General features: G+C 62.5%; 12 protein-coding genes. 9 read left to right on the plus strand and 3 right to left on the minus strand.

The features are described 5' to 3' along the window. On the minus strand, positions 1-1,197 hold the full coding sequence (locus tag RQ479_RS27825; protein WP_376703133.1) for a Tm-1-like ATP-binding domain-containing protein: 1,197 nt from the start codon (positions 1,195-1,197) through the stop codon (positions 1-3). A gap of 134 nt (positions 1,198-1,331) precedes the next feature. On the opposite strand from RQ479_RS27825, the gene RQ479_RS27830 reads away from it, so the two are divergent. From RQ479_RS27830 to RQ479_RS27860, 7 genes are all read left to right on the plus strand, one after another. Beyond that, positions 1,332-2,000, plus strand: a complete 669-nt coding sequence (locus tag RQ479_RS27830; RefSeq protein ID WP_376703134.1) for a TetR/AcrR family transcriptional regulator — start codon at positions 1,332-1,334, stop codon at positions 1,998-2,000. 359 nt (positions 2,001-2,359) lie between these two features. After that, positions 2,360-3,676, plus strand: coding sequence for an ABC transporter substrate-binding protein (locus RQ479_RS27835; protein ID WP_023722314.1), 1,317 nt, complete (start codon positions 2,360-2,362; stop codon positions 3,674-3,676). A 74-nt stretch (positions 3,677-3,750) separates the two neighbouring features. Beyond that, positions 3,751-4,656 (plus strand): carbohydrate ABC transporter permease, encoded by a 906-nt coding sequence (locus RQ479_RS27840; protein WP_376703135.1) that lies wholly within the window; start codon positions 3,751-3,753, stop codon positions 4,654-4,656. Position 4,657: 1 nt separating this feature from the next. After that, complete coding sequence (locus tag RQ479_RS27845) at positions 4,658-5,617, plus strand: carbohydrate ABC transporter permease (protein WP_376703136.1); 960 nt, start codon at positions 4,658-4,660, stop codon at positions 5,615-5,617. Then, positions 5,614-5,835, plus strand: a complete 222-nt coding sequence (locus RQ479_RS27850) for a hypothetical protein (protein WP_352864033.1) — start codon at positions 5,614-5,616, stop codon at positions 5,833-5,835. The genes RQ479_RS27845 and RQ479_RS27850 overlap by 4 nt, the downstream gene beginning before the upstream one ends. Then, positions 5,832-6,935, plus strand: a complete 1,104-nt coding sequence (locus RQ479_RS27855; protein ID WP_376703137.1) for an ABC transporter ATP-binding protein — start codon at positions 5,832-5,834, stop codon at positions 6,933-6,935. The genes RQ479_RS27850 and RQ479_RS27855 overlap by 4 nt, the downstream gene beginning before the upstream one ends. Further along, positions 6,935-8,038: an ABC transporter ATP-binding protein gene (locus RQ479_RS27860; protein ID WP_376703138.1), complete on the plus strand. Its 1,104-nt coding sequence runs from the start codon at positions 6,935-6,937 to the stop codon at positions 8,036-8,038. Before RQ479_RS27855 ends, RQ479_RS27860 begins: the two co-directional genes overlap by 1 nt. Before the next feature lie 422 nt (positions 8,039-8,460). On the opposite strand, the gene RQ479_RS27865 is transcribed toward RQ479_RS27860, so the two are convergent. Then, a complete protein-coding gene (locus tag RQ479_RS27865; protein WP_376703139.1) occupies positions 8,461-9,441 on the minus strand; it encodes an AraC family transcriptional regulator in 981 nt (326 codons plus the stop codon). A 91-nt stretch (positions 9,442-9,532) separates the two neighbouring features. Between RQ479_RS27865 and RQ479_RS27870 the strand changes: the two genes are divergently transcribed. Continuing rightward, positions 9,533-10,756, plus strand: coding sequence for an MFS transporter (locus RQ479_RS27870; RefSeq protein ID WP_376703140.1), 1,224 nt, complete (start codon positions 9,533-9,535; stop codon positions 10,754-10,756). A gap of 125 nt (positions 10,757-10,881) precedes the next feature. On the opposite strand, the gene RQ479_RS27875 is transcribed toward RQ479_RS27870, so the two are convergent. Next, positions 10,882-11,229: a GFA family protein gene (locus RQ479_RS27875; protein ID WP_376703141.1), complete on the minus strand. Its 348-nt coding sequence runs from the start codon at positions 11,227-11,229 to the stop codon at positions 10,882-10,884. 119 nt (positions 11,230-11,348) lie between these two features. On the opposite strand from RQ479_RS27875, the gene RQ479_RS27880 reads away from it, so the two are divergent. After that, positions 11,349-12,644, plus strand: coding sequence for an amidase (locus RQ479_RS27880; protein ID WP_376703142.1), 1,296 nt, complete (start codon positions 11,349-11,351; stop codon positions 12,642-12,644). The last annotated feature ends 1 nt before the right edge of the window (position 12,645 follow it).

Genomic DNA, 12,645 nt, shown 5'->3' on the forward strand with positions numbered 1-12,645 from the left:
TCACTGTCTGGCGATGTCGAGGAAGGCCGTGGTGGCAGCCCAGGCGAATTCGGGGTCGTTGATATGCAGCGGCAAGCGCAGCACGCGGCGCTTTTTGTCGGGCTTGATGGTGCGCTCGATCGCTTCGAACAAAGCTGCATCGGCTTCAGGGTCGAAGAAGGCGCCGCCTTCGATGTCGAGCGCCGACACGCCTTTCTCCGGAATGAGGAAGCGAACCGGACCCTGGCAGAGGCTCAGCCTTGTACCGATCCATTCGCCGATCATTCTGCTTTCGTCGGCGGTGGTGCGCATCAGTGTGACGTTTGGATTGTGCTCATAGAATAGCCGGCCGCGATAGCGTTCCGGAATTGTTGGCGGCGCCCAGAAATTGACCATGTCGAGCGCGCCGACCGAGCCGACATAAGGCAGCCCGGTGCGGGCGATGGCACCAAAGCGATCTTCGGTCGCCGGCAGCACGCCGCCAAACAGCAAGTCGCAGACTTCGGTCGTTGTGATGTCGATGACGCCGGACAACAGGCCGCTGTCGGCCAATTTTTCCATGGTGCGGCCGCCGGTTCCGGTGGCATGAAAGACCATGCAGTCATAGGTGGAACGAAGCTCATCGGCGATCGCGGTCACGCATGGCGTGGTGACGCCGAACATGGTCAGGCCGATCGAGGGTCTGCCGTCGGCCGGCGGCGCCGGCTTTGCCGCCATGCCTGATATCGCCTGGGCGGCATTGTGCAGCACGACACGCGAAAGCCGGTTGAGGCCGGCCATGTCGGTCACCGACGGCATCATGACGATGTCGGAGACGTCGACATAGGGCGCGGTGTCACCGGAGGCCAAGGTCGAAACCATGATCTTGGGCAGACCGAGTGGCAGCGTGCGCATGCCTGCGGTGATGATCGAGGTGCCGCCACCGCCGCCAATGCCGATAATCCCGGCAATATCGCTGCGCGACTGGACAAACCGTGCAAAGGCGGCGGCCATTGCCGCCACCGCAGTGCCGCGATCGTCGACGCCGAGCACGGCATTGCGACCCTCGGGATGGCGGCTGGCGACCTCGCCGGCCGAAACATCGACCGGCACGGTCGCGCCGCGTGTTCCGATGTCGATACGGGCAACCGAAGCGCCGGTTGCGGCGACCGCATCGGCCAGAAAAGCGAGTTCCTCGCCCTTGGTGTCGGCGGTGCCCACCACATAGATGCGCTTCATCGCGTTTCCCCGGTCTTGGGCGTGTTCGGCGCTGCCGCCCCTTTGCCCCGCCGTTCGACGGCGCGAACGGCCATTGCAATTTTTTGAGACGCGCGTATCGTATTGACATGAATGTCTCACGTCAACAAGCGGCAATGGACGACGATGCGGGCCAAGGGCCGAACCCGCAGGTAGAGCGCGGGGCCCGCGCGCGCACCAGGCGTCTCATGCTGGAGACGGCGACAAAGCTGATGCAGGCGGGCGCCACGCCCTCCGTCAGCGAGGTGGCGGAGGCAGCGGAAGTCTCGCGCGCCACCGCCTATCGGTATTTTCCGAGCCAGGCGGCGCTGGTGCAGGCGGTGGTCGATGAGGGGCTTGGGCCGATCCTTACCTGGAAATCGAGCTCTGCCGATCCCGAGCGCCGGGTCGCCGAGCTGTTCGAGACCGCCATGCCGCGCATCGAGGTCTTCGAAGCGACGTTCAAGGCGGCGCTGAAACTGTCGCTCGACCAGTGGGCGCAGCGACAGGCAGGCACGCTTGACGGCGAACCTGCCTTCACGCGCGGCCATCGCGTCGATCTTTTGAAAGATGCGATCGCGCCACTCAAAGGCCGGTTGCCGCCGCGCGAATTCAAGCGGCTCGCGCAGGCGCTGTCATTGATCTTCGGTGTTGAGATGCTGATCGTATTGAAGGATATATGGGGATTGGATAGCCGCAGTATGATGTCGGTTGCGCAATGGGCGGCCGGCGCTCTGGTGCGCGCGGCTATGACCGAATCGATGATTGAAGGAGATGGGATCGCGCCGACGTCGGCCGCTAGATAACGCCAATCTGGTTCGACCAGATTTTCAACCTGACTATTCATACTAGTAGCGATGCAGCGGCCCAAGCAAGGCATTCATGTATCAAGGAGTAGGAAAATTCAGGGAAAACAGGCAGATATCGCAGAAACCAACTTGTCTGCGTGTCCGCCACCGTCCAAGAAAGGGCTTGACGTTCGTCTGAAATTGGTAATACCAGATCAGGACAAATAAAGCGGATCAAAGGGTGAAGGCTAAGATCCGTTTCGGTCGAACGAGGAGGCTCAAAAACCGGAACGGTGCCGTCACGGGAGGACTACCAGGGCCGGCCTCGCCGCCGGCTCGCATGACGCGGTAGAATGCGCACAAGGGAGGAAATCATTATGCGCAAGACAATGACCAGCTTGCTTGCTGGTATCGGCCTAGTGCTCGCCTGCGGAACGTCCGTCTACGCGCAGGAAAAGGAACTTACAATCTTCTGGGCGGAATGGGATCCGGCCAATTACCTGCAGGAACTCGGCAACGAGTACGAGAAGGAAACCGGCGTCAAGATCACGGTGGAAACCACACCGTGGCCCGACTTCCAGACCAAGGCCTTCACCGAGTTCAACGCCCATGGCGACGCCTATGATATGGTCGTCGGCGACTCGCAATGGCTCGGTGCCGGCTCGACCGGTGGCCACTATGTCGACCTGACCGACTTCTTCAATAAGCACAAGGTCGGTGACGTGATGGCACCGGCGACGGTGAAGTACTACGCCGAATATCCGGGCGGCAGCAGCAAGTACTGGGCCATTCCGCTTGAAGGCGACGCCGTCGGCTGGTCCTACCGCAAGGACTGGTTCGAGGATCCGAAGGAAAAGGAAGCCTTCAAGGCCAAATATGGCTACGATCTCGACGTGCCGAAGGATTTCAAGGCGCTGCGCGACATCGCCGAGTTCTTCTACCGGCCGGACCAGAAAAAATACGGCATCGCCATCTACACCGACAATTCGTATGACGCGATGGCGATGGGCTTCGAAAACGCGCTGTTTTCCTTTGGCGGCGAGCTGGGTGATTATAAGACCTACAAGGTCGACGGCTTCATCAACTCCGACAAGGCGATCGCGGCGCTCGATGCCTACAAGGAACTCTACAAGTTCACGCCTCCGGGCTGGGCCAAGTCGTTCTTCGTCGAGGACAACCAGGCGATCACTGAAAACCTGGCCGCGATGAGCATGAACTACTTCGCGTTCTTCCCCTCGCTGATCAACGAGGCGTCGAACCCGAATGCCAAGAACACCGGTTTCTTCGCCAATCCTCCCGGCCCGAACGGCGACCAGTTCGCCGCACTCGGCGGTCAGGGCATCTCCATCGTTTCATACTCGCAGAAGCAGGAAGAGGCGACGAAGTTCCTGGAATGGTTCATCAAGGACGAGACCCAGAAGAAATGGGCAGCGCTTGGCGGCTACACCTGCAGTGCCGCCGTGCTCAAGTCGCCCGAATTCCAGAACGCCACGCCCTACAACAAGGCGTTCTACGAGACCATGTTCAAGGTCAAGGACTTCTGGGCGGTTCCGGAATATGCGGAACTGCTGCAGCAGCTCAACCAGCGCATCTATCCCTACATGATCGGCGGCGAAGGCACCGCCAAGGAGACGCTGGACGCACTGGCAGCCGACTGGAACGCGACCTTCAAGAAATACGGCCGCGGCCAATAAGTATGAAGTTTCACGGAGGGGGCGTTCGTGCCTCCTCCGTTTCTTTTTCTGATTCTTGAACCGGGAGCAGGGTCTTGGCGACCACGATGATCACCACGCTGGACAGGACCTCGCGGGCCGCCGCTCGCGGTCTAAGCGACATTTCGATCCGCAATCTCTTCATCATCCCGACGATCCTGTTTCTGATCGTCTTCAACATCTTCCCGCTGATCTATTCGCTGGGCTATTCGTTCACCGATTTCCGCGCCTCGACCAGCGCGGCGGCGAATTTCGTCGGGCTGCAAAACTATCGCGACCTGCTCAGCGATCCCTATGTCTGGTCCAACTTCGCCATCACCGCAAAATACGTCATCATCTCGGTCGCCGGCCAGCTGCTCGTCGGCTTCGGCGTGGCCATGCTGCTCAACCGCGACATTCCGCTCAAGGGCCTGCTGACGACGCTCCTGTTGTTGCCGATGATGCTGTCGATGGCCGTCGTCGGCCTGTTCTGGAAGCTGCTCTACGATCCGTCCTTCGGCATCATCAATTATGCGCTGGGCCTCGGCACCTTCGAATGGCTGTCGGATCCGAAAATGGCGCTCTATGCGGTCGCGCTGACCGACATCTGGATGTGGTCGCCCTTCGTCATGCTGTTGTCGCTGGCCGGCCTGTCGGCCGTGCCCAAGCATCTCTACGAGGCAGCCGCGATCGACAGGGCCGGGCCGTTCTACACCTTCTTCCGCATAACGCTGCCGCTGGTTGCGCCGATCCTGATGATCGCGGTCATCTTCCGCACCATGGAGGCGTTCAAGACCTTCGACCTCGCCTACATCCTGACCAGCCAGCCGACGGCCGAGCTGATCTCGATCCGGCTCTACAAGATGGCGTTCCAGGAATGGCAGACCGGGCGTTCCTGCGCGCTCGCCTACATCGTGCTGATCATGGTGCTGGCGATCACCAACATCTATGTCAAATACCTCAACAAGGTGAAGGAGCGCTGAGATGGCCGCAGTCCGCACTTCTTCCGAAATCACCTTCAACCGGGTCGCCATCGTCGCTGTCCTGCTGGTGACGATCATCTTCCTGGCGCCGATCTACTGGATCGCCTCGACGGCGTTCAAGCCGCGCAACCTCGCCACCACCATTCCGCCGACGGTGGTTTTCCAGCCGGAGATATCGCCCTTCGTCAAGTTGTTCACCAAGCGCTCGCAGCTGCGCAGCCCGCCGTCGCCGGAGGAGTACGCGGCCGCGCCGTGGTGGGAGCGCGTCGTCTTCAATGGCGGCGAAAAGATCGTGCGCGACGGCAAGGGCCAGGTCCAGTGGTCGGGCTATCCGAGCCGTTTCATGAACTCGCTGATCGTTGCCATAACCTCGACCGCCCTGGCCGTCGGCATGGGCACCTTCACCGCCTATGGGTTCTCGCGCTTCAAGGTAAAAGGCGAGGCGGACCTGCTGTTCTTCATCCTGTCGACGCGCATGCTGCCGCCGGTGGTCGTCGCCATTCCGATGTTCCTGATGTACCGGGCGGTCGGCCTCAACGATTCCCATATCGGACTGATCATCCTTTACACCGCCTTCAACCTGTCGTTCTCGGTGTGGCTGATGAAAGGCTTCATGGACGAGATCCCCAAGGAATATGAGGAGGCGGCCCTCGTCGACGGCTATACGCGCATGGAGGCCTTCTTCAAGATCGTGCTGCCCGAGGCCGCCACCGGCATCGCCGCCACCGCCGTGTTCTGCTTCATCACGGCGTGGAACGAATATGCCTTCGCACTGATTATGACCAGCCGCCGTGCCCAGACGGCACCGCCTTTCATTCCCAGCCAGGTCGGCGCCGGCCTGCCGGACTGGACGGTGATCGCCGCCGGAACCTTCCTGTTCCTGCTGCCGGTCGCAATCTTCACCTTCCTGCTCCGCAACCATCTGCTGCGCGGAATGTCGTTTGGAGCGATCCGCAAATGAGCTTTCGCGCCATCAACCAGAAATATCTTGAACCAGGCTCTCAAGTGCTGATGGTGCTCGGTATCATCGCGCTCTGCCAGCCGTGGAACATGCTGCTGCACAGCTATGGCGTGACCATCATCCTGATCGGCCTGATCGGCTTCAACATCACCTCCAAGATCGCGCCGGAGGAGAAGGCCGGCACCGGGCAAGGGGCAAATCCGGGGGCGCAGCATTGACCCAGATCGAGCTTCGCGGCGTGCAGAAATATTTCGGCGCCGTCCAGGTCATCAAGGACCTCAACCTCAAGATCGACGACAACGAGTTCATCGTGCTGCTCGGCCAGTCGGGTTGCGGCAAGACGACGACGCTCAGGGCCGTTGCCGGACTGGAGACGATCGACGGCGGCGACATCCTCATCGACGGCAAGCCGGTCCAGCACCTCAAGGCCGCCGACCGCGACATCGCCATGGTCTTCCAGTCGTTTTCGCTCTATCCGCATATGAGCGTCTACGAGAACATCGCCTTTCCGCTCAGGGCGACGCGCAAGAGCAAGGCCGAGATCGACAGCGAGGTGCGCTCGGTCGCCAAGACGCTGCAGATCAGCGATCTCCTCGCCAAGAAACCGTCGGCGCTGTCGGGCGGCGACATGCAGCGCGTGGCGATCGGCCGGGCCTTGGTGCGGCGGCCGAAGGCGATGCTGATGGACGAGCCGATCGGGGCGCTCGATGCCAAGCTGCGCGAGGAGATGCGGGCCGAGATCAAGCGGCTGCACATCAAGCAGGGCTCGACCAGCATCTACGTCACCCACGACCAGATCGAGGCGATGAGCCTCGCCGACCGCATCGTCATCATGCATGAAGGTGTGCTGCAGCAGGTCGGCTCGCCGGACGAGGTCTATTCGCATCCGGCGAATCTTTTCGTCGCGCAGTTTGTCGGCAGCCCGGTGATGAACGTCACCGACGCTTCGGTGACCGAGAAAGCCTCGTCCGCCTCGGTGACGGTCGGCGATGCGGCCGCCGGCTTCGAATTCCCGCGCGCGTTGCTGTCGAAGCTCAACGGGCATGCCGGCGGGCAGCTCGCGCTCGGCATCCGGCCGGAAGGCGTTCTCGTTCGCCGCGAAGCCGCCGAAGGGTTCTTGCCGGTAGAGACGCAGATCGTTGAGCCGCTCGGGTCCTTCGACATCGTCGACCTCAAGGTCGGCTCCAAGATGCTGCGTGCGCGCACCAAGAGCGGCTTCATCGGCGGCCCCGGCGAAAGGGTCTTCGTCAGAATCGATCCCAGCCAGGCGCATTTCTTCGACACGGCGAGCGGCAAATCGCTGGGAGTGAGACTCTGATGGCCCACATCCAGCTCAAGAACATCTCAAAGAAGTTCGGTAACCACACCGCCTTGACCGGGCTCGATCTCGACATCGCCGATGGCGAGTTCTTCGTCCTGCTTGGCGAGACCGGCGCCGGCAAGACGACGACGCTGCGCATGATTGCCGGCCTGGAAAAACCCAGCGAAGGCCAGGTCTTCATCGATGGCGTCGATGTCGCCGACTGGGGCGCGGCCGAGCGTGACGTGGCACTGGTGCTGCAGCAATATTCGCTCTATCCGCGCTATACGGTGCGCGAAAACCTCGAATTTCCGCTGAAGCCGAAGATCCGCCGGCTGCCCGATGCCGAGATCAAGGATCGTGTCGACCGCGCTGCCAGGACGCTGCGGATCGAACATCTGCTCGACCGCAAGACCGACAGGCTTTCAGGCGGCGAGATGCAGCGCGTCTCGATCGGTCGCGCCATCGTGCGCAAGCCGCGGGTATTCCTGATGGACGAGCCGTTGTCGGCGCTCGACGCCAAATTGCGCGAGGCGCTGCGCACCGAATTGAAGAACCTGCAGATGCAGCTTGGCGCCACCTTCCTGTTCGTGACGCACGATCAGATCGAGGCGATGTCGATGGGGGACAAGGTCGGCGTGCTCAACCATGGCCGCATCGTCCAGACCGGCACGCCGTACGAGATCTACAACAATCCGCGCGACACCTACGTGGCGAGCTTCGTCGGCTCGCCGCCGATGAATCTCATCGACGGCAAGCTTGTGAACGGACGTGCGGTGATGGCGCCGCTCAATTTCGAATTGCCGTTTGCGGGGGGTGCCAAGACTTCGGGGGGTGCCAAGACGGGCGCGGCGACCGACGGTCGCCCGCTCGTCTTCGGTATTCGTCCCGAGGACGTCTATCTCGAGACCGGCGCGCCGGTCGAGGCGCGGGTCCATGACGTCGAGAACCATGGCGTCGAGAAGATCCTGACGCTGCGGGTCGGCGACGCCATGCTGCGCGCCACCGTGCCGGCCAGGACCGACGTGCAGATAGAGCAGCCGGTGCGCTTTGCCTGGAACCCGGACAAGGTGGTGCTGTTCGACAAGGGCAGCGGAATAAGCCTGCGTCACGCCAGCTAAATGCCCTGGGCCATCCGCATCCCCCGTACGGGGGATGCGGATGCTCCGATTTGTCGAATAGGCTGATCCTTCGGTTCCAAAAAGGGATTTGCACGCCCAATTTGGAGACCCAAATACGGAGGGTTGGCTATGGGAAATCTGTTACGCAATTTTGCGACGATCCTGCTTGTCGCCGGTATGGGATTGTCGGCGGCGCATCTGGGCGAGGCGCAGGCAGCCAAGAAAGTTGTCGCCGGCGCGAAGGTCGACCCAAGAAGATCAAGGACCTCAACGGCGCGGTCAATCTGTCCACCAGCGACTGCAAGCTGTTGTTGAGCGGCACCGTCGTCGAAGTCTCGGATGGCAGGTGCGGGGCTTCCGGCAAATATTGCAAGAGCAGCGCCGGCTCGGCCTGCATCACCGAGCAATAACCCGGCCAATGTTTAGCCGGCCTGGCGGATCTCCGCCTGTTCCTCGGCCCGAAAATGGCTGGGCGGCGATCCGATGACCCGTTTGAAGGCGCGGCTGAAGGAGGCGTCGGATTCGTAGCCGAGGCGCGCCGCGACGACGGAAATCTTGAGCCGGTCACGGACCAGCCATTGCCTCGCCTGGTGCATCCGCACCTGCGTGACGTACTTTGCCGGTGTTTCGCCGACAATGGTGGCGAAGCGCTCGGCGAAACCTGATCGCGAGGCGCCCATCATCTTTGCCAGAGCCTCCACCGTCCAGTCGCGATTCGGTTCCAGATGGATCGCGGCGAGCACCCGGCCGATCTCGCGGTCCCTGACCGCCGCAATCCATCCGGAGGCATCGCCGCAGCCGCGCTCGACCCATGAGCGGATGACGGTCGCGGCAAGCACATCGGCCAGCCGCGCCAGGATGCCGCCGGAGCCGACGCGCTCCATCGTGACCTCGCGGGCCATCGCTTCCAGCAAATGCGGGATACCCGGCTCATAGGCTTCCAACTCATGCGCACGCATCACGTCCGGCATCATGCCGAGCAAGGGGTGCAAGCCATCGAGATTGAAATACATGCTGCCGAAAAACAGCAAGGTGCCCGGACGGCAGCCGGGCACGCCGTCATTCGACATGCAATAGACGCCCTTGCAGATTTCCTCGACCTCATAGCCATGGATCGGCGCCGCCTCGATACCCGGCTCGCTCGCCAGCGTATGGGCTGAGCCGCGCGGCAACAAGGCAGCGTCGCCCGCCTTGAGCTCGACCCAGTCGCCGGACGGCTGCAGCAACCAGCAGCCTTTGCGTCCGATGAAATGAAACCGTGCCGCCGCCTGAGCCGGAAAATAGATGCCCCAAGGTTCCTTCATCTCGCAACGGCCGTAATCGACGCCTTCCAGACGCAATCCGCGCAATATGTCCGTCAGCGGATCGCCGGTGATTGGAATTTTGGACGAACGGTCAAACATAATGGTGTTTCTAGCATGGAAACTCCAGCCAGTCACTCCTTATGTTGCATTGCAGCCAAATGCTGCGCTGCAACAGACCGGAGATTCTCTCATGACCGAACCCGCGACAGGCGTCATGGACGCCGTTCTCGATCCATCGGAAACCGGCGAACGATCCGAGCCCGCATGGGGGGCGGTGGTCTCCCTGGCGCTCGGAGTCTTCGGCCTGGTGACCGCGGAATTCCTGCCGGCCAGCCTGCTGACGCCGCTTGCGCAGGATCTCGGCATCACCGAAGGCGCCGCCGGGCAGGCGGTAACGGCCACCGCTGTCATTGGTGCGATAGCGGCGCCGACCATGGCCATTGTCACCAAGCGGCTGGACCGCAGGCTGGTCATGTGGGCGCTGACGGTGCTGCTTGTGCTGTCAAACCTGGTAGCCGCGTTTGCGTCGTCGCTTCCCGTTCTTCTGATCGCCCGCATCATGCTTGGCATTAGTCTCGGCGGCTTCTGGTCGATGTCGGCTGCCATGGCGATGCGGCTCGTTCCGATGCGGCTGATGCCGCGCGCCATGTCGATCATCCTCACCGGCGTTTCGGTGGCGACGGTCTGTGCGGCTCCAGTCGGCGCCTATGTCGGCGACATCTGGGGATGGCGGACGGCGTTCATGATCGCCGCCGTGGTCGGCGCGCTGGCGCTGCTGGTGCAGGTGGCTACCATTCCGAAGCTGCCGCCGGCAGGTACGGCAGGTTTTCGCACGCTGCTGGAGGTGATGAAGCGGCCGATGATCAGGGTGGCACTGCTGGTGGTGCTGCTGGTCGCCTCGGGACACTTTGCCGGCTTCACCTATGTCCGCCCGTTTCTCGAGAAGGTTCCCGCGCTGGACATCGAGACGATCTCGCTTGTGCTGCTCGCCTACGGCATTGGTGGCTTCTTCGGCAATTTTGCCGGCGGCTTCATTGCCGAACGCAGCCTCAAGGCAGCCGTCAGCCTGGCGCCTCTGCTGATCGCGTTTTCGGCGCTCTTGCTGCTGGTCGTCGGAGGCTCACCCGTGGTTGCTGCAATAGCAGTGGCCAGCTGGGGCTTTGCCTTCGGCGCCGTCCCAGTCGGGCTGCAGACCTGGCTAGTGCGGGCCGCCCCCGATCAGGCGGAAAGCGCCGGCGGGCTGATGGTTATGACATTCCAGGTCGCCATCGCGTTGGGCGCCGTCTTCGGCGGCCTGCTGGTCGACAATGTCGGCGTTGCCAGCGCCTTCGCCTATTGCGCGGCTGCGACATTGCTGGCGGCACTGGCGGCGTTCTTCCTTGGCCCGAAGCCGGTCGACGATCCCAAGGCCTAAAGCGCATCGCACTCGATCGGCCTCACGCGATGCGCCTTAGATTCTTGTTTTTACGTATGTCGTTATCGCAAAACCGCTGCACACCCTCGGGTCAAGCCCGAGGGCATGCTTTTGCGCGACATGCATTAAACGGAACGGCCGTCGAAGTCGAAGACCGGCACGGCGGCGACGTCCAACGCCTCGATGCAATGAATATTGATATAGGCACTTCGCCCGCTCCCTTCGCCGACATCCTCGGCGAAGGGGTGAATGCCGCAGCTGCGGCAGAAGCGGTGGGCGATGACATGGTTGCCGAAGCTGTAGCGGCCGAGATCATCGCCCCAGGCAAGTACCCGCATGCTCTCATGCGGCACTGCCCATAGCAGTGCACCCTTGCGCGAGCAGATCGAGCAATTGCACCGTGCGACTCCGGTCAGCTCGCCTTCGACCTCGAACGCGACCTTGCCGCAGTGGCAGCTGCCTTGGTAGCGCATCGGGCCTTCCTCCTTCGGTTCGACAGGTGCAAATCCGACCGTGCCGGGCTATGTCTCCTGCGGCCAGTTTCAGGCTGCTACCTTAAGACGTTGCAAGCGTGCGGAGTCCGACACCGAAAATGCAATCAGCTCGTGATAGCCTCGAAGCAATTCTTTCGCGTCTTGACGCTCGCGCGGGCAACGAAAGCGTTTTCGTAAAGCTCTACCCTGAAGCGGCACGGGCGGCGGCGGACGCCGCCGATGCGCGGCGAAAAGCCGGCGTGACGCTCGGGCCGCTCGATGGGGCGATCGTCTCGATCAAGGATCTGTTCGATGTCGCCGGCGAACCGACTACGGCGGGCTCGCTGCTGCTCGCCACGGCTGCGCCGGCGCTGCGGGATGCCATTGTCGTGCAACGGCTGCGCCAAGCCGGTGCAGTCATCCTCGGCAAGACCAACATGACCGAGTTCGCCTTTACCGCGATCGGCGTCAATCCACATTACGTTACGCCCGGCAATGCAAGCGATGCCAGCCGTATTCCGGGCGGCTCGTCCTCAGGCGCCGCGGTTTCGGTGGGCGAGGGTACCAGCGAAATCTCCATCGGTTCCGATACCGGCGGTTCGGTACGCATTCCGGCATCGTTGAATGGCGTCGTCGGTTTCAAGCCGACGGCGCGGCGCGTGCCGCTCGCGGGTGCGTTTCCGCTGTCGGCCACGCTGGACTCGATCGGTCCGCTGGCCCGCACCGTCGCCGAATGTGCGGCGGCCGATGCAGTGATGTCGGGCGAAAACCTGGCGGCACTGTTGCCGCCTCCGCTGGACGGCCTGCGCATCGGTATTCCGCGCGGCGTGCTGTTCGATGATACGCAGGAAGAGGTCGCGACGACGTTCGACCGGTGTCTTCGCAAGATGGAGCTTAGCGGCGCACGGCTTGTGGAGTTGTCGATCGACGACCTGCTTGCCGATTTGCGCGCGGCAACCCAACGCGCGTCGATCGCGGCGATGGAAGGGGCGGAGATCCATGCCGACTGGCTGGCGACGGGAGCGACGGCGCCGGTCGACCCGCGGGTAAGCGGGCCATTGTCGCGCGCCGCCGCCATTCCGGCCACGGTCTATATCAGGGCAATGCGCCGCCGCACGGCGCTGGCCGCCGCGATGGATGAGCGACTTGCAGCGGTCGACGTGCTGGCCCTGCCGACCACGCCGGTGACGGCGCCGACGACCGTGTCGATGACCAGCGACGAGGCTCTGTGCAACAGGACGGAAGGCCTTCTGCTGCGCAACACGCAGGTCGCCAACCAATTCGATCTATCAGCCATCTCGCTGCCGATGCCGGGAATGACGCGTCCGGCCGGGCTGATGCTGGTGGCGCGCAATGGCCATGACCACCACCTGCTGCGCATCGCAGCGGGCGTGGAGGCGCTGCTTGCAAATTGAT

Origin of the sequence: Mesorhizobium sp. ISC25, assembly GCF_042295465.1 — a bacterium.
GTDB lineage: Bacteria > Pseudomonadota > Alphaproteobacteria > Rhizobiales > Rhizobiaceae > Mesorhizobium.

Bases quoted from the DNA above. Each gene is read 5' to 3' on its own strand.
- RQ479_RS27860 (WP_376703138.1), top strand. From the start codon at position 6,935: ATGGCCCACATCCAGCTCAAGAACATCTCAAAGAAGTTCGGTAACCAC.
- RQ479_RS27825 (WP_376703133.1), bottom strand. From the start codon at position 1,197: ATGAAGCGCATCTATGTGGTGGGCACCGCCGACACCAAGGGCGAGGAA.
- RQ479_RS27870 (WP_376703140.1), top strand. From the start codon at position 9,533: ATGACCGAACCCGCGACAGGCGTCATGGACGCCGTTCTCGATCCATCG.
- RQ479_RS27830 (WP_376703134.1), top strand. From the start codon at position 1,332: ATGGACGACGATGCGGGCCAAGGGCCGAACCCGCAGGTAGAGCGCGGG.
- RQ479_RS27835 (WP_023722314.1), top strand. From the start codon at position 2,360: ATGCGCAAGACAATGACCAGCTTGCTTGCTGGTATCGGCCTAGTGCTC.
- RQ479_RS27865 (WP_376703139.1), bottom strand. From the start codon at position 9,441: ATGTTTGACCGTTCGTCCAAAATTCCAATCACCGGCGATCCGCTGACG.
- RQ479_RS27880 (WP_376703142.1), top strand. From the start codon at position 11,349: ATGCAATCAGCTCGTGATAGCCTCGAAGCAATTCTTTCGCGTCTTGAC.
- RQ479_RS27875 (WP_376703141.1), bottom strand. From the start codon at position 11,229: ATGCGCTACCAAGGCAGCTGCCACTGCGGCAAGGTCGCGTTCGAGGTC.
- RQ479_RS27845 (WP_376703136.1), top strand. From the start codon at position 4,658: ATGGCCGCAGTCCGCACTTCTTCCGAAATCACCTTCAACCGGGTCGCC.
- RQ479_RS27850 (WP_352864033.1), top strand. From the start codon at position 5,614: ATGAGCTTTCGCGCCATCAACCAGAAATATCTTGAACCAGGCTCTCAA.